Consider the following 26,197-nt stretch of genomic DNA (forward strand, 5'->3'; position numbering starts at 1 on the left):
CTCGCCACCAGCGCCGCCGCCCTCCCCCAGGTCGCCGACGAATCCCAGTTCGAGACCGCCGTCGGCACCGCCGTCAAGGAACTCTTCGCCGACGCCGCCGCCGGTAAGAAGACCACCACCGCCACCGTCAAGGCCGCACTCGACAAGGCCCAGCAACAGATGCCGAACAGCTGACCGGCATGACGACCGCCCCCCATGCGGTCGCCACGCGGTCGAGCACCTGGTTCACGCCAACTCGCCCGGTGCGGCGCGCGGTTCGGCCGCCGCACCGGGCGGTTCCACGGGGCGGAGGCGGCGGCGTCGGGGCGGCCGGCGCTGGGCCGGACGCCGAGGCCGGCACCCGGGCCGCCGCGGCGGTGCCGCCGACATGGCCCCCGGTCGTCCCCGGGCGGCCGGCCTGACCCCTGGCCGCCCGCGGACGGCCGACCACAGACTCCGCGGTGGGCGCGGGTAGGGGAGCGCGCCCACCGCGGTCGGCGAGGCCGCGCGACCCCGGCCACCCGGAGGCCGCGCACCCCCGGCGCCCCGAAGGCCGCGCCCCCCCGCGGCCCGCACGGGCCGTGACCCCCACGGCCCCACAAGCCCGCGCACGCCGTCCGTGTCCCGGGGTCCCTCCGGGTCCCCGGCCCCGGCGGCCGTCGCGCGGTCCTCATGGGACGGCCGCCCCCTCTGCGGCCGATCCATGCATGTCAGGTACACACCAGAAATGCACCCCCACCCTGACTCTAGGGAGAGTCGCATGCCATCCCGCACCCGCCGCACCCTCATGGCCGCGCTGGCGACAGCCGCCCTGCTCACCTCGGGCAGCATCCTCACCGCACCCCCGGCCGTGGCCGCGGTCACCTGGGACACCGACCGCGCGAACGCCGCCTACGCCGCGAACGCCAACGCCGTCACCGCGTCCGGCAGCGAGAACGGCGGCACCGTCGCCGGCAACGCCTTCGACGGCAACGCCGCCAGCCGCTGGTCCAGCAACTTCGCCGACGACGCCTGGATCCGCGTCGACCTCGGCAGCACCGTCCGCGTCCACCGGGTGGTCCTCGACTGGGAGGCCGCCTACGGCAAGAGGTACGTCCTCGAGGTGTCCAGGAACGGCTCCGACTGGACCCCGTTCTTCACCGAGACCGCCGGCACCGGCGGAACGGTCACCGCGCACACCTACCCGCAGGAGGTGACCGGCCGCTACGTCCGGATGCGCGGCGTCGAACGGGCCACGCCCTGGGGCTACTCGCTGTTCTCGTTCCGGATCTACGGCGGCGAACCGGCCCCCGCGTCCACCGGCGTCACCAACCTGGCCCTCAACCACCCCGCGTTCACCAACTTCTACCAGCACGCGGGCAATTCACCGGCGTACATCACCGACGGCGGCTGGCCCGCGAACCTCAAGGACGACGCCACCCGCTGGTCCAGCGACTGGAACGCCGACCGCTGGGTCTCGGTGGACCTCGGCGCCCGGTCCACGATCTCCAAGGTGGACCTGTACTGGGAGGCGGCCTTCGCCGTCGACTACCAGATCCAGGTCTCCGACGACAACACCAACTGGCGCACGGTGTACCAGCCTTCGGCCGGTGAGGTCGCCGCGCGCCGCGCCGACGTCAAGTCCCCAGGGGAGGCGGTGGGCCTGCACGACGCCGTCACCCTGCCCACCCCGGCCACCGGCCGCTACGTCCGCATGCTCGGCAAGGAGCGCCGCAACTTCTACAACCCGGCCCCCCACACGGCCCAGTTCGGCTACTCCCTCTACGAGTTCCAGGTCTGGGGCACCGGCGGCAGCGCGGGCGCCGCCTACCCGGCGCTCCCGGGCGAGCAGCCGGGCGCCTACCGGACGACGTTCTTCGACGACTTCACCGGCGGCGCCCTCGACCGGGGCAAGTGGCGCGTGGTGCGCACCGGCACCGAGATGGGCCCGGTCAACGGGGAGTCGCAGGCCTACGTCGACTCGGCCGACAACATCCGCACCGAGAACGGCAACCTGATCCTGCGCGCCAAGTACTGCAACGACTGCACCCGGGCGGGCGGCGGCACCTACGACTTCACCTCCGGCCGCATCGACACCAACACCAAGTTCGACTTCACCTACGGCAAGGTCAGCGCCCGTATGAAGCTCCCGGTGGGCGACGGCCTCTGGCCCGCCTTCTGGATGCTGGGCAGCAACGTCGACAACCCCTCGGTGTCCTGGCCCGCCTCGGGCGAGACCGACATCATGGAGGCCGTCGGCTACGCCGACTGGACCAGCACCGCCCTGCACGGACCCGGCTACTCCGCCGACGGCAACATCGGCGCCCGCCAGGTCTTCCCGAACGGCGGCCGCGTCGACCAGTGGCACACGTACTCCGTCGAATGGACCCCGACGGGCATGAAGTTCCACGTCGACGACGTCCTGGTCCAGGAGACGACCCGCAACAAACTGGAGTCCACGCGGGGCCAGTGGGTCTACGACCACAACCAGTACGTCATCCTCAACCTCGCCCTCGGCGGCGCGTACCCGGCCGGCTGGAACAAGGTGACGACCCCCTACTGGGGCCTGCCCCAGTCCAGCGTCGACCGCATCGCCTCCGGCGGGGTCCAGGCGGAGGTGGACTGGGTGAGGGTCGAACAGAAGGGCTGACCCGATCCCGGGCCGCGGGTTCCCTGTGCCGGGGGACCTGCGGCCCGGGACCCTGCGTCCGCTGGCGTTCTGCCTCCCCAGTACATCTGCCTGACGCCGCCGCGACCGTCGGTCACGCTCGCTGGCCGCGCTGCCTCAGACCCCCGCCTCGACCAGGAACGAACTGGGCCGACCGGACCAGGAGACGTAGAGACTGTCGCGGGCTCGCGTGCACGCGACGAACAGCAGGCAGCGTTCGGACAGCAAGTCTGTCTCGTGCTGCTTGGCGTCTACTTCGGCGGGTGTCACAGCCTTCGGGAAGGGCAGGGCCTCCTCGTCGACGGCGACAACCGCGACGCAGCGGAACTCCAGCCCCTTGAAGGAGTGCATGGTCCCGACCCGCACGCTCTCCGATTCCCCCGTGGCATTGGCGGCGCGCAGCGGGGAGGCGGGAATGCCCGCGGACTTCAGACGGCTCACCGCTTTCGCGCATGTCTTGTTGAAGCGGGTACTCACCCCTATCTCGCCAGCGCCGACACCTGCCTCCATCCAGGTCCTCACCTGGGTGACGAGCGCGTCCAGTTCGGCGTCCTCGTCCGCCGCGGCGTGCACGATAGGCCCGTCGCCGTGCAGGGCCGAGCGGTATCCGAGCAGCGTGTCGTCGCGGCCCTCGTCCTCCAGCTGGGCGACGGGGCGGCCGACGAGCAGGGCCGTGGCCCAGCGCAGGATCTCCTGCGTGCTGCGGTAGTTCTTGCGCAGCTTCACCGACCGCCCGGTCACCTTGATGCCGAGCGACTTGAGGGACACCTTCGAGTCGTAGATGCGCTGGTGCGGGTCTCCCGCGATGAACAGGTCGTCCGGGCGGGCGGGCACGGCCGCGCGCAGCAGCCGCCACTGCGCCGGGTGCAGGTCCTGCGCCTCGTCCACCACGACATGCCGGTACCGCGGACCCTTCTCCTCCAGCACCCGGGCCGCCTCCGCGCACGTCTGGAGCCACGTGCGGGCCCCGTCCGCCGCCAGGCCGGCCGTGAACCGCTCCATCGCCTCCCACACCAGGGGTCGTTCGGCGGCGGTCAGCCGGCTGCCGCGGCCGCGCCGGTCGGCCGACTCGTACTCGGCCAGGGTCCTGATGTCCTGGGCCAGGACGACATGCCGGTACTCCTGGGCCAGGAACTGCGCGCTGCCGGAGAAGCCCGTCGCCTCGCCGGCCTTGCCCCAGCGGCTCTCCTCCTCGTTGCTCATCAGCGGCCGCAGCGCCACCGCGCCCGGGACCTCTCCGACGACCCGGCTCGCGAAGGCGTCCACCGTCGAGATGTCCACCCGCTCACGCAGCTCCGCGTTCTCCACCAGCGACTCCAGGCCGGAGCGCAGGGCATCGGCGAGAGCGTTGGTGTAGGTCGTGAGGAGGATGCGGTCGCCGTCGCGCAGATGCCCGAGCAGATGCCTGACCCGGTGCAGCGCCACCACGGTCTTGCCGGTGCCGGGCCCGCCGGTGACCTGCGCGGGGCCGGAGTAGGACGCCCGGTAGGAGACCTTGCGCTGCGAGGGGTGCAGGAAGATCCGCCAGGCCGCGAACGGTTTCTCCAGGATGTCCCGCAGTTCCTCGGACGCCGTGACCAGCGCGACACGGGCCCGGGAGTGCCGGATCGCGGTGTCGTAGTCCTGGGTGTCGACGGGCTGCGCCGACGCCTGGAGGGCCGGTGCGACGATGTCCTGCCAGACCTCCTCGACCGTGCAGCCCTCCGCTAGGTACTGCAACACCTCCCGCTGGTCCTGCGGCAGCAGCGGGGCGAAGATCTCCAGCTGCTCCTTGTCGACGAGCGACCGTGCCTGCCGCAGTGTCTCGTCGTCGATGCCCAGCGCGCGCAGGTCCCCGTCGGAGAACTCCGCGAACAGCCGCTCCTTGGCCGAGTCCTGCGCCACCTGCTCGTAGGCCGGCGTGATCTCCTCGAGGGTCGCCGCGTCACGGATCTCGACGGCCCGGGTCACCTCGTTGACGCTGGACCTCTGCTTCCTGGCCCAGGCGATGGCCTTGTCGTGGGGCATGACCCGCAGCAGCAGGAAGGTGTCACCGTTGGGTGGGGCGAGGACGACACCGCGCCAGAACTGGTCGATGCGGATCGTCCGTATCTGTTTGTCCTTCGCGTTCGTCAGGCTCTCCAGTTTCAGCCCCTGATCCTTGAAGAGCTGATCGAGTGTGAGCCGGTTGAACTTCTCCCAGGCCTCCAGGACGCCCTTCCTGACCGGGGGCTGAAGCTTGGGGAGCTCGGCGAAGAAACCGATGTCGAAGGCGAGCTGCGGCATGGATGGATCTTATGACCAGGGCGGGCCGCCGCGGGAAGGGAATGCCAGGTCAGATGGCCGGACCGGGACCTCCACCGTCGAGATCCAGCCGGATCACCGCCAGCGTCTCGGCCACCTCGGCCGTGAACTCGTCGTCCGGACCCAGCACCATGCACAGGTCGGCGTGGAGTGGGTTCAGGACCTCGTACGCCTCCGCCGCCCGGCCCTGCGCGAGCAGCAGCATGCCGATGTCGCGGCGCAGCTCGACGGCTTCCTCGCTCACGTCGCTGTCCATGGCACGGACGACGTCCAGCACGCCGTTCAGCCCCGCCAGGGCCTCGGTCACCTGGCCGAGTTCGCCGCGGCAGCGGGCCGCCTGGGCCCGGCTGTCCAGGGCGTCCTCGCTGCTCCGGCCGCTGACGCGCGCGTACGCCTCGGCGAGCGCCTCGAACTCGGGCAGCGCGGCCCGGTGATCGCCCGCCAGCTGACGGCTGAACGCCCGCCGCCTGCGCAGTCCGAGCACCGGCTTGCTCTCCGAGCCCAGCGCTCGCGCGGCGGGTTCGATCACCTCGCCCACCACCTCGGCGGCCTGTGCGTACCGCTCCTCCTCCATGAGGGCGAGGTAGTGCGCGTTGACCTCCCGGAGCTGCTCCCGCAGAGCTTCCCGCTCGGCCGCGGGCACGGCCGACGGCACGGCGACCGCCCCTGCGGCGGGTGCGCCGGACGACGAGCCCGCGGTGCCGGCGCGGGCGCGGGGCGCGTAGGGCCGGCGGAAGATGCCCGTCGGGTCGGGCGTCCCGGCAGGCCCCGATTCCTCCGGCACAGCGTCCTCACCGGGCTCGGGGAGGAAGGGCCGTAGCCGCTCGTACACCTCCTGTACGTCCGCCGGGCGCGCCTCGGGCGCCTTGCGGAGCAGGTGCAGGACGAGTTCCTCCAGCTCGGCCGGTACGTCGGCGCGTAGTTGCCGCAGCGGGGTGGGTGACGCGTTGACGTGCTGCATCATCAGGTGGAACTCGCCGTCCCCGCTGAACAGCAGCCGCCCGCTGAGCAGTTCGTGCAGTACGCAGCCCAGCGCGTAGAGGTCGGTGCGCGGGGTGACCCGCCCGCCACGCACCTGCTCAGGCGCCATGTACTGGTACGTCCCGACGGGGCTGCCGGTGGCCGTGAGCCTGGTGACGTCCGTCTGGAGGATGGCCGCGATACCGAAGTCGAGCACCTTCACGGTGCCGTCCCGCGCGACGAGGATGTTGCCCGGCTTGAGGTCGCGGTGCACCACAGGCACGTCGTGCGCGTACGACAGCACGGTCGCGACCTGCGCCGCCACGGACACCGCCCAGCTGACGGGCAGCGGCCGCGCCGGGTCCACGTAGGCGGTCAGCGGCACGCCGTCTACCAGCTCCATCACCAGGAACAGCTGCTCGTACGACTGGTCGAGCACCGCGTCGTAGACCTGCGGCACACCTGGGTGCTGGATCCGGGCGGTGATCCGCGCCTCGCGCTTGAACCGCTTCTCGAACTCCTCCGCCAGGTGCGGCGACGTCACCGCCTGCGGGCGGATCAGCTTCACGGCGACCGGGCGGTCCAGGACGGCGTCGTAACCCCGCCAGACGTCTCCCATGCCGCCGTGGCTGAACTGTTCCAGCAGCTCGTACCGACCCGCGATCCGCTGTCCGTCCGGCACCTGGCCCCGCCCCCGTCGAGTGACCGAAATGGTCGTCGATGTGTGAGAGATCAGTGTCGCGGGTGGGGTTTCGTGCGTCCAGTCGGTCTGCTACCTGCCTACGGCATCAAGTCAGGCCGGGGGCCGCGCACTCCGCCCAGACGGTCTTCCCCGGGCCGCCCCCGGCGCGTGCGGCGCAGCCCCAGCGGTCGGCCAGCGCCTCGACGAGCAGCAGGCCGCGCCCGCTCTCGTCCGGCGCTGCGGTGCGGACGTGAGGGAGGCGTTCCTCTCGGGTGTCGCTCACTTCCAGCCGTACGGTGCCGGTCGCGGGGTCCGCGGTGAGGAGGACGTGGAAGTCGCGGCCGGCCACGTGCCCGTGCCGTACGGCGTTCGCGCACAGCTCCGCCGCGATGAGGGTGACGGTGTCGTGCGCGTCGCTGCCGTACGGGACGCCCCAGGCGTCCAGCCGGTGCGCGCACATGCGGCGGGCCAGGCGGGCACCGCGCGGGCTGGAGGTGAAGCACATCGCGAACCGGCGCGCCGTGAGGGGTGGTTGTGTTGCGGTCATGCACTCACGGTGGCGTCTCGTGGCGTAGCGTGACCAGGGGTGACGCGCTGACGCCGATCCGTCGTACGGGGCGGGCGCGTGGCCTGTACGTGGCGGTACGTGGGGCAGAGACGGCGGGACGGTGGCCATGCGGGACGAGGAGACGGAACAGCGGCAGCAGCGGCCCGAGGACGAACCGGGGACGGGTGTGGTGACCGCGTTCGGACGGCAGTTGAAGCTGCTGAGGGTACGGGCGGGCCTGGAGCGCGCGGAGTTCGGCAGCCGGGTCGGGTACTCGGCGGACACGGTGGCGTCGATCGAGCAGGGGCGGCGGATTCCGCAGGCGCGGTTCATCGAGCGGGCGGACGAGGTGTTGGGGGCGGGGGGTGTGCTGACCGCTCTCAAGGAGGAGGTGGGGAGGGCTCAGTATCCGGCGTTCTTTCGGGACATGGCCCGGCTGGAGGCGCAGGCGGTGGAACTGTGCGCGTATGACACGCTCGTGGTCAACGGTTTGCTTCAGACCGAGGAGTACATGCGTGCCATCCTCTCCATGCGCCGCCCTCTGTTGGACGAGGAGACGATTGAACTGCGCGTCGCTGCCCGGCTGACACGACAGGCGATCTTCGACCGCTGGCCTGCCCCGCTGTTGAGTTTCGTGATGGAAGAGGCCGTGGTGAGACGTCCGTTGGGCGGGCAGGACGTGTTGCGAGGACAGCTTGAACACCTGCTGCTGATCGGCGACAAGCGCAATGTCGAACTTCAGGTCATGCCGTTGAGTCAAGAAGACAACGCCGGTGTGGACGGGCCCTTCACAGTGATCAATCGGAAGGACGGAGAGCAGTTCGTGTACGCCGAGGTGCAGGGGCGAAGCAGCCTTCTGACCAAGCGCGATGAGACGGGTCTCGCGGCGGCCCGCTATGGGATTATCCGAAGCCAGGCACTCGGTCCGCGGGAAAGCCTGGACTGCATCGCGAAGTTGCTGGGAGAGCTATGAACGCCGCAAGGAGTGAAACGGTGGCCACCGGACTGGTCTGGTTCAAGAGCAGCTACAGCGGCGCTGAGGGCGGCCAGTGCCTGGAAGTCGCCGAGACGCGCGGGGCCGTGTGGGTGCGTGATTCCAAGCACCCCGAAGAGGCCCATCTGTCCTTCGGCGAGGCGGCCTGGGCCGGCTTCGTGAGGATGGCCGCCGGACGCTGAACCGGCGGACGTACGAACAACGGCTGGGGCCCGGTGCAGGCATGCGCACCGGGCCCCGAGCGCGTCGCGTCAGAAGTCGTCCAGCCCTTCCTCCCGGCGGATCATCCGCCAGGCCGCACGACGGGCGCTGCGGTCGAGGTTGGACTTGAAGTCCCGGTCGGCGCCGAAGTACCGCTTGCCGAGCGTGTCGATCGTGGAGACATGGTCCATCATGTTCTCCTCGAACTTCTTGTCGAAGACGATGCCGAAGTTCTCCTCGTCGTTGACGAGGGCGGCGGCACGGACCTTCGGGTCCTTCTTCGTGGCGTTGAAGGCCGGGAGGACGTCCTCCTCGGTGAACTCCGTGCCGAACTTGGCGTTGAACTTCTCGATCAGGTCGGACAGCAGTGACTTCTCCGCGTCCTTGGCGCCGCCCGCCCCATCGCCGAAGCCCTTGAGCTCGGCCGCGCCCTCGGGGTTGAGGGACACGTCGTGCTCGCCGGTCTTCTCGACGCGCAGATGGCTGAGGTCGACCTCGCCTATGTCGACTCCGCCGTCGGCCAGGCGGGGGAGGCGATTGAGCAGATGGCGGCCGTAGAGGTAGAGCCGTTCCAACTCGGCGTCCTGGTAGGGGACGATCTGCGCGAGGAAGCTGTACTTGCGGACGTAGTCGTTGAGGTTGGCGCGGAACTCCTCGGCCGTCTCCACATCGTCCTCCTCGTCGCTCTCCAGCAGGCGGCTGAAGCGGGTGACGGCGGGGGACAGGAGCCGGTACAGCTCGGCGTGCAGCTTCTCCCACTTGGACTGGGAGCCGCCCGCCTTCTGTTCGGCCTCGATGTACGCGGCCACGAACTCGTCCATGTCCTGCTCCGAGATGACCGGGGCGGACATGACGCGGCTCTGGGCCGTGTAGAGGAGGTTCGGGTCGGAGGGCAGAGTGTGCGCCTCCTCGAAGTACGGGCGGAAGGCGTCCTGGATGTCCTCGGCGTCGTTGACGAAGTCCAGGACGGCCAGGTCGGCCTGGGACTTGCGCTCGGCGGTGCGGTTGAGGCGCGACAGGGTCTGCACCGCGGCGATGCCGGTCAGCGTCTTATTGACGTACATCGTCGTCAGGAGCGGCTGGTCGAAGCCGGTCTGGTACTTCTCGGCGACGACCAGGATCCGGTACTCCTGCTGCCCCTTGCCGCTGGCCTTCGCGGCCTTGTCGTCGGCGCGGGTGTAGCCGAACGCCTTCGGCAGCGCGCTCTCCGAGAGACCGCCGTTCTCCTTGCTCTCGGTGGTCTCCTCCCCGTCGATGGTGAGGGAGCCGGAGAAGGCGACCAGGACGCCGAGATCCGGGTACTTGGTGTCGTACTCGACGTCGGCGATGTAGCTCCGGATGGCCCGCGCCATCTGCACGGCGGAGTGGCGGGAAGCCGTGACCACCATGGCCTTGCCGCGGCCGCCGAGCCGGCCGCGCGTGTGGCGGACGAAATGCTCGACGATCACCGTGGCGTGCTGCGACACCGTGTGCTCGTGCATGAGCGCGAACCGGGCGAGCAGGCTGTTCGCCTTGGAGGGGTCGACCTCCTTCTCGTCGCGGTTGAGGTTCGCGAGCTTCCAGTAGGTGTTGTAGGTGACGTAGTTGCGCAGGGGGTCGAGGATGAAACCTTCCTCGATGGCCTGGCGCATGGAATAGGTGTGGAAGGGGCGGTAGACCGTCTTGCCGTTCTCCATGCCTTCCGTGCCGAAGAGTTCGAGTGTCTTCGACTTGGGTGTGGCGGTGAAGGCGAAGTAGGAGAGGTTGGCGGCGCGGGAGCGTTCCACCGCCTTCGCCTTCAGCTTGTCGTCCACGGTGACCGTGGTCGCGCCCTCGTCGTCCGAGTCGGCGTCCAGGCCGAGGTCGCGCAGGGCCGACTTCACGGCCGTGGCGGCGTCGCCGGACTGCGAGGAGTGCGCCTCGTCCACGATGATCGCGAAGCGGGTGCCCTTGATCTCGGTCGGGTTGCGCTTGATGTAGTCCAGCAGGGCTGGGAACGAATGCAGGGTGACCGTGACGATCTTGCCGGTGTCCCGGGAGAGCGCGCGGGCGAGCTGCTCGCTCTTCGCCCCGTGCTTCTCGTCGACCTTCACGACCAGGCCGTCAGTCTGCGAGAAGCTGCCGACGGTCGCCGAGAGCTGGGCGTCCAGGGCGCGGCGGTCGGTGATGACGATGACCTTGTCGAAGACGGGTTCGCCGGGCTTGATGCGGCCGTTGGCGAGGGCGTCGGGCCGCAGGACGGCGGGATCGGGGCGGGCGTGCAGATCGCTGAGGCGGTGGGCCAGCCAGCCGATGGTGTTCGACTTGCCCGAGCCGGCGGAGGCCATGATCAGGTAGTTCTGGCCGGCGCCGTGGACGGACGCGTGCGCGGTGAGTTTCTTGACCACGTCCCACTGGTGGAAGCGTGGGAAGATCGTCGACTTCGTCGTACCGCCGCCGGGCGTCTTGTGCTTCTGCTGATGCACGAAACGCTGGAGTAGATCGAGCCAGTTGTCCCGCTGCCAGACCTGTTCCCAGAGGTAGGAGGTGGCGTACGTGCCGTGGGCGGTCGGCTCCGGGTTGCCTGCCCCGCCCGGCTGGCCGGGGCCGTTCGAGCCGGTGTTGAAGGGCAGGAACTGGGTTGCCTTACCGCGCAGTTGCGTGGTGACGAAGACCAGGCCCGGGTCCACGGCGAAGTTCGCGATCACCCGCCGAGTGAAGATCAACTCGGTCGGATCCCGGTCCGTCCGGTACTGCTCCTTGGCCTGCTCGACGCCCTGCCCGGTCAGCGGATTCTTCAACTCGGCCGTGGCGACGGGGATTCCGTTGAGGAACAGGGCGAGGTCGAGCCGGTGCCCCCAGTCGGCCTGCTTGGTGGCGTAGGGCAGTTCGCGGACGACGGTGAGACGGTTGGCCCGGTAACCGTCCAGGACGGAGGGGGCGGAGACGAGGTTGGGCCGGAAGTAGGCGACGCGTAGCCGGACGCCCCGGTCCTTGACGCCGTTGCGGAGGACATGGAGGAGCCCGTCATCGGCGATGGCCCGGTCAAGCCGCTGCGCGAAGCCGCGCTGGGCCTCGTTGGGGTTCCCACCGTAGACGGTGAGCAGTTCGTCCCACTCGTCGGGCTGGGTCGCTTCGATGAAGGCGAACAGTTCGCCGGTGTCGAGCCCGAGGTCGGGTCGGTAGTCCTCGGGGTTCGCCTCACGCCAGCCCCGTTCGCTGAGGGCGGCGACTATGGCAGACCCGAAGGAGGACTCGCCGTGCACGGGGCTCATACGGTGACTCCTTCGGTTACGTTACGTCCACTGGCGGTGGTTACGTCGAACTGGCCGGTTACGGCGGCGGTGATGAGAGCTTGGCGGCGCTCGTTAAGCAGCTTCTGAGCGCGATCGATTCGGCTCTGCGTCGCAATTCTCCACTCGGCCAGTTCATCGGCCTGGCGAGATGCGTGCTGCTGAAGCTTGCGTGGTACAAGCGGAACAAGCTGCTTATGCAGGTCATTCCTGTTTACTCCAGGCACTGCTGCCTTTGCTTGTTCCATCTCATATGGAAGCGCGCGGAGAAGATGGTAACAGTAGCGCTCGTTATTTCCCTCGAAGTTCTTCACGTAAAGTGTGGTGTTGTGGGGCCAGTAGGGTTGATCAGCCCAATGGACATTGCCGACAGATCCGTATCGTCCAATGACCACCCCCGGTGCGCCTGCGATGGCTGTGTCGTGCCAACCCGAAGGGCCTGCTGTAGTGAAAACGGCAACATCTCCCGGCCGTCGCTGATTTTCCGAGAGATCCAAGCCGCGCTGAAGTTGAAGAACGCGGACAAGAGGCAGCATGCGCGCTTCCGGATGGGCTGCCGGGAACCAAGGTACGCTTGTCTCGATGCGCCCACCGCCGAGAAGAGCGCCACCAACGGTTAGCGGCAGGGCTGCTTTTTCGCGCTCGCTGACCAAGCTGCGTTGTCTGTCGAACTTGGAGACGAGTTGACCGATGCGTGCAGTTGCGGCGTCGAGGAAGTCGGCGATGCGGTGCTGCTCTCCCAGAGGCGGGAGTGGCAGGGGAAAATCCTGGATTTTGCTGCTATTAGTGGAGGCTAGGTTTGTAGTTCTCGTTCCGGTGCTCTCGAAGTAGTGGCGTCCATATAGAGACTGGGTCAGGTAGGCAAGAAACCGGCCGCTGAGGCGCTGGGGATCGGGGCGAACTGCGAAAATGTGGTTCTGGTGCAGGCATCCTTCAAGTTCGCCTTGCCAGACCGTCCCACGGCCCAGCTTGTCCAAATCTCCGCCCTCGGTCATCAGGACATCGCCTCGGCGAAGCGTGCTGCGACGGGCAACCCCCCGAGGCACAGTGATCTCAGTGACCGATTCGAGGTTGAGGCTTCCTGCTTGGACGTTGGCGACACGCAGATAGGGACGGGTAACGACATCGCCTGTGACGTCTCGCTTCGCGTCCACAGTCAGCCCGCTCTGCAAGCGGGCGACGTAGCCAAGGCGCACCCATTCGTAAGTGTCGGGGAGCTTTAGAGAACGAGTTCCGAAGTTCGAGGTGTTCACTCGGTCACCTCCCCCAACAGCCCCTGAATCTCCGCCTCCAGCGCCTTCAACTCCTCGTCGATCTCCGCCAACGGCCGCGGCGGCTCGTACACATAGAAATGCCGCGTGAACGGAATCTCGTACCCGACCTTCGTCTTGCTGTGGTCGATCCACGCGTCCGACACATGCGGGTGAACCTCCCGCTTCAGGTACTCCTCGACATCCTCACTCAACGGCACGTTCTCGTAGTCCCGAAGCTCCCCATCCGGCTCGGGCTGGCCCTTGAGGCGCTGCACCTCGCCCTCAGGGTTCCGTACGCCGATCGCGTCACGCAGAGCCTTGTTGAAGGGCGCACCCGTGGGCCAAGTCGAGCCGGCGGCGACCACCGCGTCCTTGAGGGCGAGCCAAGCATCCTGCTTCGTGGTCCAGCTCGTGCCCGTCAGGGACTTGAAGGCCTCGGCCAGCGCCGAAGCCTGCGGCAGCTTCTGGATGACCTTGGACGTCTCCAGCGCCGCCAAGGTCTCCTCAGTCACCTCGAACCGCAGCTTCAGCGGACGCTCGACCGTGATCCGCTGATAGCCGAAGTCCTCGTTGCGGAAGACCTTCACCTTGCCGTGCAGCGGGTGCTCCGCGTCGCCTGCCACGGCCAGCGCCTCGCCGTACAGCTTGACCACCGTCGCGATGTGGTCCTTGCTCAGCTCTTTGCGCTTGTCGCCGAGCGACTTCCGCATCTTCTGCCACTGGTCGCGCGCGTCAAGAAGCACGACCTTGCCCTTGTGGTCCGTGCTCTTCCGGTTCGTCAGGATCCAGAAGTACGTCGAGATACCGGTGTTGTAGAAGAGCTGGTCCGGCAGGGCCACGATGGCCTCAAGCCAGTCGTTCTCCAGGATCCAGCGGCGGATCTCCGACTCGCCCGAACCCGCCGCGCCCGTGAACAGCGGCGAGCCGTTGAAGACGATCGCGAGCCGCGAACCGCCCCCGCCGTTGACGTCCACCGGCTTCATCTTGGAGATCATGTGCTGGAGGAACAGCAGCGAGCCGTCGTTGATGCGCGGCAGCCCCGCGCCGAAGCGGCCCGCCTCGCCCAGCGACCTGTGCTCGGCCTCGACCTCGTCCTTGACCTTCTTCCACTCCACGCCGAACGGCGGGTTGGCCAGCATGTAGTCGAAGGACTTGCGGGAGTGCCCGTCGTCGGAGAAGGAGTTGCCGAAGGCGATGTTCTCCGGGTCCTGACCCTTGATCATGAGGTCGGACCGGCAGATCGCCCAGGACTCGGGGTTGAGCTCCTGCCCGTACACCTCGACCGTGGCGTCCTCGTTGAACTCCGTGATGAGGTCGTCCATCGCGGAGAGCATGCCGCCCGTACCGCAGGCCGGGTCGAGGACCGTGCGGACCGTCCCGGGGAGCTGGAGCGCGTCACCGTCCGGGGCGACGAGCAGCCGGACCATCAGCTGGATGACCTCGCGCGGGGTGAAGTGCTCACCGGCGGTCTCGTTGGACTGTTCCGCGAAGCGGCGGATCAGCTCCTCGAAGATGTACCCCATGTTGTGGTTGGGCACGACGGAGGGCCGCAGGTCCAGGTCCGTGAACTTGCCGATGACCTGGTAGAGAAGGCCGGCGCTGTCCAGCCGCTTGATCTGCTGCGCGAACTCGAAGCGGTCCAGCACGCCCCGCGCATTGTCCGAGAAGGCGCCCACGTACACCGTGAGGTTCTGCGCCGCGTTCTGCGGGTCCGCCGCGATCTTCTTCAGGGTCAGGCCGGACCGGTTGTAGAACGAGTGCCCCGAGGCCCGGCGCAGGAAGCGGTCCGGGTCGATGTCGGTGTCCTTGTGCTGCTCGGCGATCTCCGCGACCTTGTCGCGGGTCGGCTCCAGCACGCACTCCAGACGCCGCAGCACCGTGAACGGCAGGATGACCTTGCCATAGTCGGACTGCTTGTAGTCCCCGCGCAGGAGGTCGGCGACGGACCACGCGTGGTTCGCCAACTCCGTGTGCTTACTGCTGTTCAAGTGGATCCCCGGATTCCTTCCGAAATGTCCCAACCCCACCGTCCGGGCCGACTGGCGGCCGGGACGGTCCGACAATTGTGGTCTATGTGTGCAGGCCCTCGGGCCTAATGGGGCGAATCGGCACCCTGGCCGCCAGGCTCCGCGGTGTCCCGCGGCAGCAGCTGCCCGCCCGTGAGCCCGCCCGCCAGCAGTGCCGCCGTTTCCTCCGCCAGCCGAGTCGCCCTCCGGGCCTCCGCCCGCAGCTCGTGCACGTGCCGGAACGCCTCCCCGTAGCGCCGCTGCTCCTCCAGCGGCAGCAGAGGCACGCGCAGCCGGCCCGGGTTGACCGTCAGGACCGTGCTGCCCGTCGACGCGCCCGCGATGTTCTCCTCGGCGCCCAGGAACCCGGCGAGGAACCAGGGGTCCAGGCGAGCCGGGTCCGGCCGGAGGAGATGGACGTGCCCGAGGAGCGCCCCGGCGTCCTCCTCGCCGGCGACCCGCGCCATCGGGCCGTCCCCGCTCGCGACCGCCCGCACGAGGACGTCCCCGACGGCGATCACGGGTGCGGTGTCGTCGTACGGCCCCGCAGGGATGCCTGTGGGGGCCGACCCGGAGGCGATGTCCGAGCTGGTGAGCACCGGACGGGTCTCGGGCTTCCCGTCCCCGCCGGTCTCGCCCCGCGCCGCCTGCGCGCGGGTGCGCGCGGTGTCCGGAAGGGGGCGCAGCAGGGTTAGCGCCCCGCCGCGCATCAGGTCGGACGCCGTCGCCGTACGCCACTCGCGGGCAGAGGCGCCCGCGACGTTCCAGCCCTCGTGGCCGGCCGCCCGCACGAGGGACTTCGCGGCCTTGACGAGGTTCCGGCGTGTGGCGTCGACCTCGGCCGACAGGTCCGCCGGGTCGATCTCCGTCCGTGAGGTCCGTACGAGCCGTGCCGGGGTCAGGTCCACCACGTCGTCCAGCAGGTCCACGACACCCGCCGCGTGCGCGACGCCGGGTTCGCCCTCGAACGTGTCCGGGCTCTCCGCGAACGCCCGCCACGCACCCAGGGCCCGTGCGGTGGTCTCCTCCCAGTCCACGGACGCGGACCGGCTTCCGCCCCGCGTCCGGGCGCCCGCAGCCCCTTCTCGCCCGGCCGCCCCCGACCCTTCCGCCGCCGTGTCCACGAACAGCACCGACTTGCGCTCCGGGCCGCCCGGCTCGGGGCGTTGCAGCACCCAGATCTGGAGGCCGACGTGCAGGGGCACCGCAGCGCCGGGCGGCAGGGCGATCACCGCGCGCAGGGCACCGCCGCGCACCAGCTCCGCCCGGACGCGGCGGCCCGACGCACGGCCGGCCATGGCGGGCGGCAGGAGCAGGACCGCGTGACCGCCGGGCGTCAGATGGGCGAGCGCGTGCTGCACCCACGCCAGCTCCGACTCCGCGCGTGGCGGTACGCCGTAGGCCCAGCGGGGGTCGTAGGCGAGCTCGTCGTGGCCCCAGTCGCGCACGCCGAACGGCGGGCTGCACAGCACCGCGTCGACGAGGAGGCCGGGGAAGGCGTCCGCGCGGAGGCTGTCCTCGGTGCGCACGGTGACCGTGGCCTCCGGCGCCGTCAGCATCAGGCTCACCGCGCTGCGTCGGGCCTGCACGGGCAGCATGTCCTGGCCGTACAGCTCTCGCGCGCCCCGTAGGGCGGCGGCGGCCAGGAGGGTGCCGCTGCCGCAGGCCGGGTCGAGGGCGCGGGCCGGGGTGCCGGGGACGAGGCGGGCGAGCAGGTCCGCGAGCGGTGCGGGCGTCGTGTACGCGCCGGACGCGGCGCTGTCCTCCAGCTCCCGCTCCGCCAGCACGCTCAGCGCGGCCTGGCCCCCCTCGTCGCGTACACACGCGTACAGCGCCCGGAGCACGGCCGCGTCACCGGCCGTGAACGGGACCGCTTCCGCGGCCGGCACCGTGTCGGCCGCGGTGGACGCCTCGCGCTGCGCGCGGGCGACGAGGTCCGCGTCCGGCAGCCGTGTGGCGGCCGTCAGCTCGTCGGACGGGAGGGCCGCCGCCGCGAGGACGAGGAGCAGCAGGTCCGAAGTGCCGCCGCTGCCGTCGCCCTGTCCGTGCAGGCGGAGGGTCGTGCGCAGCTCCTCCGACGGGCTCGCCGCCGAGGCGTGGCCGCGCGAGGCGAGCCAGGCGCGCACCGACTCCAGGTCGTACAGCGGGCTGCTGTCCGTGCCTCCGGAGGGCGCCGGGAAGTCGTCGTGCCGACGGCGCCAGTTGCTGACCGTGGCCCGCGTGACCCCCGCGATACGGGAGATCTCGGCGGCGGTCACCTGGGCGGATGTCTGGGGCATGGCGGTTCGAGGGCCTCTCGCTAGCGGACGTAAACAACCTACAGCTCTCGTCAAGCGTGTCAAGCTGGTTGACGATGCTTTCAGGGGCGTGCTTATCTGTAGATGCTTCCGCTGGGAAGCGGCGTCCGGCAGGCCCGCTGTCGGGTCATGCCGTCATGCCGCGCCGCTCCTCGGCGCGTCCGCCGGTGCACCGGTGACAGCGTCCCGAGCACCGCCACCGAAGCGGGACGGAAGATCCGCGGCCTCTGGGGCGAGCCCGTGTCCACGGCATCGCCGTCACCTCACACCCCGACGACGAACCATCACCCCGACAACGAACCATCACGTCACACACCGACAGCGAAGCGGAGCAGGATCATGACCTTCCAGCAGCCCCCCGTGCCGCCCGCCCAGGGTCCCGGTACCCCCTACGGGTTCAGCGCGCCCACCGGCCCCGCCGGGCCCGCTCACCGCCGCAGACGGTGGCTGAAGTACGGCGCCGTCGCCCTGGTCTCTCTCGTCGTGGGGGCCGGTGTCGGCTCCGGGGGAGACTCGGCGGGCACCGGCGAGGCGGTGGCCGACGCCAAGGCGGCCCCCCGCCCCACGGTCACCGTCACCCGGACCGCCGAAGCCGGGGCCGGACCCGCCCCGACCGTCACCGAAACGGTGACCGAAACGGTGACGGCGAAGCCGAAGAAGACCGTCGAACCCGGACCGGCGACCAGCTTCTCCGGAGAGGGCGAGTACCTCGTCGGAGACGACATCGAGCCCGGCACCTACAAGACGGCCGGCCCCGAAGGCGAGTTCGGCTGCTACTGGGAGCGGGCCGAGGACGCCAGCGGGGAGTTCGGCTCGATCATCGCCAACAACAACCTCAACGGGCCGGGTCGGGTGACGCTCAACAGCGGGGAGTACTTCAAGACCAATCGGTGCGAGGAGTGGAAGAGGGTCGGCTGAGCGGTCGCGTTCCCGAATGTGACGAGCGTCACTACAACCAGGCGCGGGTGGCTGGAGTCCAAGTACCAGCCGATGTCCGATGCCTGGTCCGGAACAGGCGGAGCACAGCGGTGGAAGAAAGGCAGAACGGACGGCATGCCGAAGCGCGCACGACGGGCCGATGTGCTGGCTGCGGAACAGCTGGCGGTCGACCGCGCATACCGCTGCCTGGAGCGCACGCGGCAGGAGGCCGAGCACCTCAAGGGTGTGTCCGCCGCAGCCAGCGGCAAGGACGCGATCGACGTCAACCGGGCCTGGCACAGTGAGCTGGACAGCCTCGACCTCGGCGGCAACGCCCTCGTCTTCATGCGGGCCGACATCGACGACGGGAACGGCCGCGAGACGCTCTACGTCGGGCGGCGAGCGGTGTTCGACGAGGAGCGCAACCCCGCCGTCGTCTCCTGGAACGCTCCCGCCGCGATCGCCTGGAGGCTCACCAGCGAGGAGGAACCGGGAGACGTACGCCTGTTGCGCCGGATCGTCTGCGACGAACGCGTCGTGCGGCGGTACTTCGACCTGCACGGACAGGACGCCACGAGCCCGGCCCCGCAGGCCGCGCCCGAGCGGCGGGAGGACCCTTCCGCCTCCCGTACCACGGACACGACCGGCGAGGGCGACGGCAGCACGGACGGCTCCGGGACTCTCCCGGCGACCGACGGGCCCGAAGAGCCGGAGTGGCACGACCCGTTGCTCGACGAACTGGACCGGGCACGCGACGGTGTCATGCACGACATCGTCGAGACGATCCAGCGCGATCAGCTCCGGCTCGTCTCGGAGCAGCCCCAGGGCGTGCTGATCATCCAGGGAGGTCCGGGAACCGGTAAGACCGCCGTGGGCATGCACCGCGTGAGCTGGCTGCTCGACAACCGGCATGTGTCACGGGGCGACATCCTGGTGGTCGGCCCGAGCCGTGGGTTCCTGGACTACGCGGGACGGGCACTGGTCGAGCTGGGCAGCGAGGGCGTGACCATGCTCGAGCTTCCCGCCCTGTGGGCCGGCGCGGACGCCCGCCGTGACCGGCACGAGGCGGCGGTCGTGAAATCCGACGCGCGGATGGCACGCGTCCTCGGCCGAGCCGTCGATAACCACACCACCACGCAGGCCGACCGTCTCGAGGCACTCGTAGGCGGCACGGAGTTCGTGTTCGAACTGCGTGGCCGGGAAGTCGTCGTGCCCGTCGCGGAACTCGCCGCCGTCGCGGAAGAGGCCCTCACCGGCGACAACCCGTACCGGGTGCGTCAGCAAGGCTGTGTGCAAAGGCTCGTGCAGCGTCTCGCCCAGTCCTACGTCGGCCTGCTGCCAGGACCCGCCGACACGGACTACTTCACGGAGATACGCCAACTGCGTCCGGTGAACCGGCTGCTGCGCCGTATCGCCCCCGAGCTCTCCGCCCGCGACGTGCTGCGTCGGCTGCTCTCCGGCGGCGCGGCCCTGGCAGCGGCGGCCGACGGGATCCTGACTCCGGCGGAGCAGGCGGCCCTCACCACCCGGCAGGACGGCCCCGCCCGGGGCCGGGGGGCCGAGGAGCACAGTCTCGAGGACCTGGTCTGCCTCGACGAGCTGGACCACCTGCTGTCGGGACGCCCCGAGCGGACCTACGGCCATGTCGTCGTGGACGAGGCACAGGACCTCACACCGATGCAGGCCCGCTCGTTGGCCCGTCGCTGCCCCGGCGGAAGCATGACCATTCTCGGGGACCTCGCACAGGCGACGGGGCATGTCCCCCATCAGGACTGGGAGGAACTCGGCACGACGCTCACCGGCAGGGACGGCTGGCGCGTCGCCGAGCTGCTGACCGGGTTCCGCGTGCCGGGCGAGGTCATGGACTTCGTGCGGCCGCTGGGCAGCCACTGCGCTCCCGGCGTCGGGGTCCCCGACTCCGTACGGCTGACGGGCACGGAGGTGGCCGTCGTGCGGGCGGACGCTCCGGCGGAGCTGGCCGCAGAACGTGCGCTGGCCGTCGCCACGGGGCCGTACGGCGCGAGCAGCGGCCGGACCACGGCGGTGATCGTTCCCCATGAGGGAACCTGGAAGGACGCGGTGACCGTCGCAGTTGCCGGGCAGGGATCGGTGACGGTGCTCACCGCCGAGGAGGCCAAGGGCCTCGAGTTCGACCATGTGGTCGTGACCGAGCCGGCGGCGATCACCGCGGACGACCCCGCCGGACCCCGCCGCCTCTATGTGGCGCTCACACGTTGCACGCAGTCCCTGACCGTGGTGCATCAGCGACCCCTGCCCCGGTGGATCGGCGGGCCGCTCAACCCCGTTCCCACGCCCAAGCAGTTCCTCGCGCAGGTCGGCAGGAGGAAGAGCCCGCAGGGCGGATCCGGCCTGTGCACGCGGTACCGGGCCGACGGTGCCCGATGCGGCAACGAGACGCGACAGGCGGACGGCTGGTGCCGGCAGCCGGGATGCGGAGGATTCCGCACGGCCGATCCCGCCCCCCTCGGCAGGAGCGACTACCTCGGGGTGCCCAAGGACGGAGTCGCCGGACCGCGGCTCGACCTCTCACCGGAACACACCGCCGACATCCGCATCACCTCCGCCGCCTGCGGCGCCTTCGTGGTCCGGCACCGGGGCAGTCTCGGCGAGGCCGCAGTGGAACTGCACGCGATGCTCACACCGTTCCTGGCGGAGGGGCGCCACCTGCGTACCCCCGACACGTGGCTGCTGGATCTGGACGGCTACCGCCTCGTGCTCGACGCCGAGGCGAGAGCCGTCAAGGCGTACCTCACGGGCCATCCCGAGCGCAGTTACGCGCAGGTGGCGGCAGGTGTCCCCTCGCGGATCGACCGGGACGCCCGGGGAGCACGGCGATCCGCTGTCACCCCCGTGCAGGCGGAGCAGGGTCCGGAGCTGACCGACGACGCCTCGGTGCGCGCGGTCGACCCGGCCGGGCTCCATGTGACACGGGGCGCCTGCGTCGGCTTCGAGCGACTGTCCCGTTCCGGTCATCTGCCGGACGTCGCGTTCGTGACGAGGCTCCGGGAAGAACTCGCGGCGGACCTGCGGGACGGCCGGATCGAACGGGCCGGGGACCGCCTGGTCGTCGAGGGCGACCGCTGTCAGTGGTGGATGCGGTCGGACGGCCGGGTCCTGACGACGGTCCGCGGCGCCGGGACCGAGATCTACAGGGGATTCGAGGCGCAGCAGGCCGACGAACCCGCACACGAAGGGGAGCACATGCCGACGACCGGCACCGTAAGCGAGGTCGCGCCGGGCAGCGTCACGCCGACGAGCGGCACCGGTCTGGCCGACCTCGTCGCCGAACGCGAACGGTCGGCCCGGGACGAGCGCGCGCACGAGAGCCTGCGGCATCGGCTGCTGGCCGACCTGTACGAGGACTTCGAGGACGTGGGGGACAGCGCGTACATCGACGCCTGGAGTCATGGAGCCGACGGCACAACCCTCTTCGAGGTGCTGGCCGAGGTCCCGCCGACGTACGAGCGGATCCGCGAGGCGGCTCTGCACCTGCTGGAAGCGGCCAGTCTGCACTCCCAGGAACCCGCCGAGTATCTGGTCGTCGTCCTGCGGGAGCCACCGGTCGAGGCCTGGGCCGCCGACGCCTGCGACCGCGCGTTCAGCGTGGACCTGGTCTGGCGGGACGGTGACTCATGGGCCGGACCCGCCGCCGAGCACGTTCGCCGCCCGGCGCCCGACGAGGACGGCGCGCCCTGACATCGTCCACGGCACCGGCTGAGCGGCGCGGAAGGACCGGACGGCGGACTCGTGCACGGCGGGTCGCCCCCGGACGAGTGATGTGAGAAGAGATGACGCAAGGAGAACGGCCGGACAGCGGCCTCGAACCGGATGCCTCGATGTCCCGGGCCGAGATGGTCGAGGCCTGGCGGGAACGACGTCGTGAGCGGCGTACCACGCCGGACACCGCTCCGTCCGGGACCGCGGGCCCCGACGGATTCGCGCTGCGCAGATGGCGCAGGGCCGGTGTGTTCGGGGCGGACGCCGTGCGCAGGGTGGAGCGGCTCCTGACCGACCTCGTCGACGTCCGCTCCGGTGACGGTGCGGTGCCCGACGAGGCGCTGGCGACACTGCGTCAGTGCCTGGACGGCGACCCCGTCGCGCAACTGCCGTCCGCCGTCCGCACCGTGCTGGAGAACGGCACGCCCGATGAAACGGTCGCGGTCATGACCCTGATCCACGCGTGTGGTCTGCCCTGGCTGACCCCGCACGGTCAGTCGTGGCTCGAGCACCTCATGGGTCCCGCCCGGCCGGCGCTTCCCCGAGAGGCGCGCCCCTCGGTGTCCGAGGACGTCTCCGGGGCCTTCGCGCTGGCGGACGCCCTGAGCCATGACGAACTCACCGACCTGCCGCGCGTCGTGCGTGACCGCGTCCTGCCCTGGGCTCCGCTCGGGACCGTGGACGACCTGATCGACGCCGGTGCGGTCACTCGCGACGAACAGCCCTGGGCGCTTCGCCCGGAACGTGAACGGGACTATCTGCGCGCCCGGCTGACACCGGAACTCGTGGACGGCGACACGGCGGAGGCACTCGGCTGGCGGCAGCTTCTCCAGCGGCAGCGGCTGCTCGACGGTGAGTACGTCGAAGGCGAGGACGAGGATCTGTACGTATTGCTCCAACGCGCCGCCGACGGCGACACGAGTGTCCTCAAGGAGCTCGAGTACGTTCTCCCGCGCCCCCTGGTTCTCCGGCTGCGTCACATCAAGGACGGCGCGCTCACAGGCAGCTGGGAACCCGACGTGCTGTCCGACCGCGGGCTGTGGCGGCTCATGGCCGCCCTGTGGGAACCGAAGGCCGCCGTCCAGCCGGGACGCAGTGACTTCCACGCTCTGGCCGCCCTTCGCTACGCCTACGACTCGATCTGCGCGGGCGACCTCAAGAAGGCGCGGGCTCAGGTGAACAGGTTCCTGGACCACGAGGACGGTGACCCGCGGCAGAACGCCGAGGCGTGGAACATGTCCGCCTACCTGGCGCTTCTGGACGAGGACCTGACCGGTGCGCTCATCGCGCTGACTCGCGTCTGCGGCGTTCTGCCGGCGGCGGAGCGCAATCTCGAACTCGTCAAGCGACGGCAGGCCACGCCTCGTAACGACCGTTCGCACCCCGCCAATCCGTACCTGGAACTGGGCCTGCCCGACCAGTCGGCGGTCTGGAAGCAGCGCTATCGGGATCTTCGGCGGGAGTTCGCCGACGACCGCGAGGAGGCGGCCAGGCTCAACCGGGCCATGCGTCGCATCCAGCAGGCCGAACACCACGACGACTGGTCCGACTTCTTCGTCCTGCCCTTGGACGAGCAGGTCTTCAGACTCCCCGACGTCCCGCCCGTCACCCTCGTACCGCCGGTGGAGCCGATGCCCCGGCAGACGCCCTCGCGCAGTCCCGACGACATGCAGGCGATTCGGCGCAGAGCGGTCGCCGACCTCCTCCCCACCTTTCTCAATGCGCCCCGGCGCCCGGACCATCAGCACAGGACGACACAGTGAGCAAGCCACAGTACTGGAGTAGGCAGGCCGACTCCCCGAAGCGGCGTCGACGTGGTCAGAAGGAGCCTGCCAGAGGCCCCGAACTTCTCACCTATCAGCCTGATGAGTTGCTCAACCCGGCTGACCTTCTGGCGCGCTTCTCAGAGCGGGCTCAGAGGTTGATCGAGGCCGTTCCTGATGACGATCGGCCTAGTCAGGCCGCGGTGCTGGCAGCGCTCCGACAGGGCGTGCTCGAGGCGTTCAGGACTCGTGAGGAACACCTGGCACGCCTGGTCGAGAGCGATCTCGAAGCCCGCGGTTCTGGTAACAGGATGAGCTCGCTCAAGTGGCAGGTCTCCATCCGTAAGGCGCTGCTGGGGCTGGGTGTCCGCGTTGTCGAGGACGCCGCCGAACGAGACTTCTTCGTGGTCGTCGAGGGCGATGGCGACCGCTTCGAGATCGTGAGGCCCGCATACGTGGATCAAGCCACCGGCAAGTTGATCCTCTCCGGTCAGCTCCGGCGAGTGCCCGGCGTCACCGAGCCCACCGATTCGGCAAGCGAGGAGAAGCCGTGACCGCGACCGGAATCGACTTCGGTACCACCAACTCCGTCGTCGCCCAGTGGCAGGGCGACGACGTCGAGGTCCTGCCGCTCGACGGGCACCATCTCGACGCCGACTGGCGGCGGCCCGGCTTCGACCTCCTCTTTCCGTCGGTGGTCGGGATGAGCTCGCTGCGCAGTGGTCCGCTCTTCGGCTGGGAGGCGAAACTCCGGTCGGAGGAGGCGGCGGAGGCGTGCAAGCGGCTTCTCAGGAGCGACGAGTACGTCACGGTGCAGGGACGCCGCTTCGCGGCCACCACGGTGGCGGCGGGTGTGTTCACCGCCATGAAGGACGGCGCGCGGCACAACCTCACGGAGATCGACCGGGCCGTGATCACGGTGCCGGCGAACGCCACCGGCGCCGCCCGGTACCGTACGCGCGCCGCCGCCCGCTTCGCCGGCATCGATGTCCAGGCGCTCCTGAACGAGCCGACTGCCGCGGCCATGTCGTACGCCCACGACATGCGTGAGGACATGCAGATCCTCGTCTTCGACTGGGGCGGTGGAACCATCGACGTGACCGTTCTCGACTACGAGGACGGGTTCTTCGAGGAACGCGCCTCCCGAGGGGTCACGGAGCTCGGTGGGCTGGAGATCGACCGACGGTTGCGCAGGCTGGTCCTGGAGCGTGCGCCGGCCCGGCGGGAGTGGACGCCGGCGCAGGAGCGTCAGTTCCGTCTGGACGTCGAACGCAGCAAGATCCTGCTGTCCTCCCAGCCCTCCGTGAGGATCCGTACGCCGGACGACCGGGAGGTGGAGATCTTCCAGGGGGAGTTGGAGGACGCCATCACGGATCTGGTCGACCGTGCCCTCGCTCCGGTCGAGGAGTGCCTCCGGGATCTGCACATGGCCCCGCTCGACGTGGACGACATCCTCATGATCGGTGGAACGAGCCAGATCCCGAGCGTCCGGGCGGCCGTCGCGGAGGCCCTGCAGATGGAGCCCGTTCCGACCCACCTGTGCGACCCGATGACCGCGGTGGCGCGGGGTGCCGCCATCGCCGCGGCCGTCCTGGCGAAGGAGACCCCGGGCGTCATACAGGTGGCCAACAGCCACGCACTCGGGACGGTCACCAAGAGTTCCGACGGGCGGCGGCGATTCAGCGAGATCATCCCCCGGAACTCGCCGTTGCCCTGGAGCGAGCGGAAGAGCTACACGCCCACCCGCGACCACGAGCGCAAACTCACCGTGGAGATCTGGGAGGGCGACCCCGACAAGGAACTCACCGACTCCGACAACGTCCAGCTCACCGAACTGACCCTGAAGTACCCGACGCCGCGCGTACGTGACGAGTCCAGGTTCGACCTCGAGTACACGTACGACTCCGACGGCCTGCTGCATGTGAAGGCCACCCTGGAACACACGGGCGAAGTCGTCGTCGACGAGGAGGTGAAGAGTTTCGGGTCGGGCGGACCGACGCCGGAGGTGCGCAAGGAGCTCGACGATCTGCTCACGGTGAATCCGGCGTCGTCGCCCATGCTGTCGGCCGGTGGCCCCGGTCAGGGCGGTCGGGTCGTGCCGTCGCACACCCCGGCGAGTGGCCTCGACCGGGACGAGGACGTGCACACCTTGGTGGTCGACGGCTCCAATCTGGCCTGGATCGGCCATTCACCCGTTCGGCCCGGCGTCTACGAGAAGGACGACCGGCCGAGTCACGCCCAACTCGTCCGTGCCCGCGACGCGCTGGCGCTCAAGTTCCCCGGGGCGGAGATCCATGTCGTCGTCGACGCCACCTTCCGGCACAAGGTCGCCGATGACGAGAAGGCTGCCGTGACCGCCGCTCTCAGCAAGGGCGATCTTCTTCAGCCGCCGGCGGGGACCGAGGGCAAGGGCGACGCGCTGGTGGTGGCCATCGCGGACGAGTCCGGCGCGGTCGTCGTCACCAACGACAACTACTCGGAACTGCAGAGCCGGTATCCCTGGCTGTGCGAGAGCGGGCGAGTGCTGGGGGCCACCCACACGAAGGACCGGTGGGTCTTCACTCCACGGTCCTGCGTGCCTCCGAGAGCGCGGAGCTGAGGTCTCGGACACCCGGTCCGTGCTCACCACCTCGCCCAGTCGGCGGTTACGAGGTGACGCTCGACCGGGGACCGGGCGG

The 26,197-nt window shown here is 69.8% G+C and carries 15 protein-coding genes and 1 pseudogene; 9 read left to right on the forward strand and 7 right to left on the reverse strand.

Annotated elements, in window-relative coordinates; all coding sequences use genetic code 11:
* Both ACFYR0_RS36300 and ACFYR0_RS36305 read left to right on the forward strand, forming a co-directional pair.
* Nucleotides 1-174: pseudogene (locus ACFYR0_RS36300) on the forward strand (sugar ABC transporter substrate-binding protein); the annotation flags it as partial.
* Nucleotides 175-739: 565 nt separating this feature from the next.
* Nucleotides 740-2,608 (forward strand): discoidin domain-containing protein, encoded by a 1,869-nt coding sequence (locus ACFYR0_RS36305; RefSeq protein WP_389338158.1) that lies wholly within the window; start codon nt 740-742, stop codon nt 2,606-2,608.
* A gap of 135 nt (nt 2,609-2,743) precedes the next feature.
* Here the strand turns inward: ACFYR0_RS36305 and ACFYR0_RS36310 are convergent, their stop codons facing one another.
* The 3 genes from ACFYR0_RS36310 to ACFYR0_RS36320 all read right to left on the reverse strand — a co-directional run bounded on the left by ACFYR0_RS36310 (nt 2,744) and on the right by ACFYR0_RS36320 (nt 7,098).
* Nucleotides 2,744-4,891, reverse strand: coding sequence for a UvrD-helicase domain-containing protein (locus ACFYR0_RS36310; protein WP_389338161.1), 2,148 nt, complete (start codon nt 4,889-4,891; stop codon nt 2,744-2,746).
* A 49-nt stretch (nt 4,892-4,940) separates the two neighbouring features.
* Entirely contained in the window at nt 4,941-6,488 is a 1,548-nt protein-coding gene (locus ACFYR0_RS36315) for a protein kinase (RefSeq protein ID WP_389338237.1), read from the reverse strand.
* Nucleotides 6,489-6,657: 169 nt separating this feature from the next.
* Entirely contained in the window at nt 6,658-7,098 is a 441-nt protein-coding gene (locus ACFYR0_RS36320; protein ID WP_389338164.1) for an ATP-binding protein, read from the reverse strand.
* Between the two features lie 127 nt (nt 7,099-7,225).
* On the opposite strand from ACFYR0_RS36320, the gene ACFYR0_RS36325 reads away from it, so the two are divergent.
* Nucleotides 7,226-8,071 carry a helix-turn-helix domain-containing protein gene (locus ACFYR0_RS36325; RefSeq protein ID WP_389338167.1) on the forward strand — a complete coding sequence of 282 codons (846 nt, stop codon included), beginning with the start codon at nt 7,226-7,228 and terminating at the stop codon, nt 8,069-8,071.
* A gap of 20 nt (nt 8,072-8,091) precedes the next feature.
* Nucleotides 8,092-8,274 (forward strand): DUF397 domain-containing protein, encoded by a 183-nt coding sequence (locus ACFYR0_RS36330; RefSeq protein WP_389338170.1) that lies wholly within the window; start codon nt 8,092-8,094, stop codon nt 8,272-8,274.
* 69 nt (nt 8,275-8,343) lie between these two features.
* Here the strand turns inward: ACFYR0_RS36330 and ACFYR0_RS36335 are convergent, their stop codons facing one another.
* The 4 genes from ACFYR0_RS36335 to ACFYR0_RS36350 form a co-directional block, all read right to left on the reverse strand.
* On the reverse strand, nt 8,344-11,526 hold the full coding sequence (locus ACFYR0_RS36335; RefSeq protein ID WP_389338173.1) for a type I restriction endonuclease subunit R: 3,183 nt from the start codon (nt 11,524-11,526) through the stop codon (nt 8,344-8,346).
* Entirely contained in the window at nt 11,523-12,797 is a 1,275-nt protein-coding gene (locus ACFYR0_RS36340; RefSeq protein WP_389338176.1) for a restriction endonuclease subunit S, read from the reverse strand. Before ACFYR0_RS36340 ends, ACFYR0_RS36335 begins: the two co-directional genes overlap by 4 nt.
* Entirely contained in the window at nt 12,794-14,785 is a 1,992-nt protein-coding gene (locus ACFYR0_RS36345) for an N-6 DNA methylase (protein ID WP_389338179.1), read from the reverse strand. Before ACFYR0_RS36345 ends, ACFYR0_RS36340 begins: the two co-directional genes overlap by 4 nt.
* 104 nt (nt 14,786-14,889) lie before the next feature.
* Nucleotides 14,890-17,082 (reverse strand): N-6 DNA methylase, encoded by a 2,193-nt coding sequence (locus tag ACFYR0_RS36350; protein WP_389338182.1) that lies wholly within the window; start codon nt 17,080-17,082, stop codon nt 14,890-14,892.
* A 357-nt stretch (nt 17,083-17,439) separates the two neighbouring features.
* Between ACFYR0_RS36350 and ACFYR0_RS36355 the strand changes: the two genes are divergently transcribed.
* The 5 genes from ACFYR0_RS36355 to ACFYR0_RS36375 all read left to right on the forward strand — a co-directional run bounded on the left by ACFYR0_RS36355 (nt 17,440) and on the right by ACFYR0_RS36375 (nt 26,118).
* Nucleotides 17,440-18,018 carry a hypothetical protein gene (locus tag ACFYR0_RS36355; protein WP_389338185.1) on the forward strand — a complete coding sequence of 193 codons (579 nt, stop codon included), beginning with the start codon at nt 17,440-17,442 and terminating at the stop codon, nt 18,016-18,018.
* 135 nt (nt 18,019-18,153) lie between these two features.
* Nucleotides 18,154-21,735 carry a HelD family protein gene (locus ACFYR0_RS36360; protein WP_389338188.1) on the forward strand — a complete coding sequence of 1,194 codons (3,582 nt, stop codon included), beginning with the start codon at nt 18,154-18,156 and terminating at the stop codon, nt 21,733-21,735.
* Between the two features lie 92 nt (nt 21,736-21,827).
* Entirely contained in the window at nt 21,828-23,519 is a 1,692-nt protein-coding gene (locus ACFYR0_RS36365) for a hypothetical protein (protein ID WP_389338191.1), read from the forward strand.
* Entirely contained in the window at nt 23,516-24,073 is a 558-nt protein-coding gene (locus ACFYR0_RS36370) for a hypothetical protein (RefSeq protein WP_389338194.1), read from the forward strand. Before ACFYR0_RS36365 ends, ACFYR0_RS36370 begins: the two co-directional genes overlap by 4 nt.
* The gene (locus ACFYR0_RS36375; protein ID WP_389338197.1) at nt 24,070-26,118 is read left to right on the forward strand and encodes an Hsp70 family protein; all 2,049 of its coding nucleotides are present in this window, start codon (nt 24,070-24,072) and stop codon (nt 26,116-26,118) included. Before ACFYR0_RS36370 ends, ACFYR0_RS36375 begins: the two co-directional genes overlap by 4 nt.
* The last annotated feature ends 79 nt before the right edge of the window (nt 26,119-26,197 follow it).

The organism is Streptomyces sp. NPDC005017 (assembly GCF_042873115.1).
Lineage (GTDB): Bacteria > Actinomycetota > Actinomycetes > Streptomycetales > Streptomycetaceae > Streptomyces.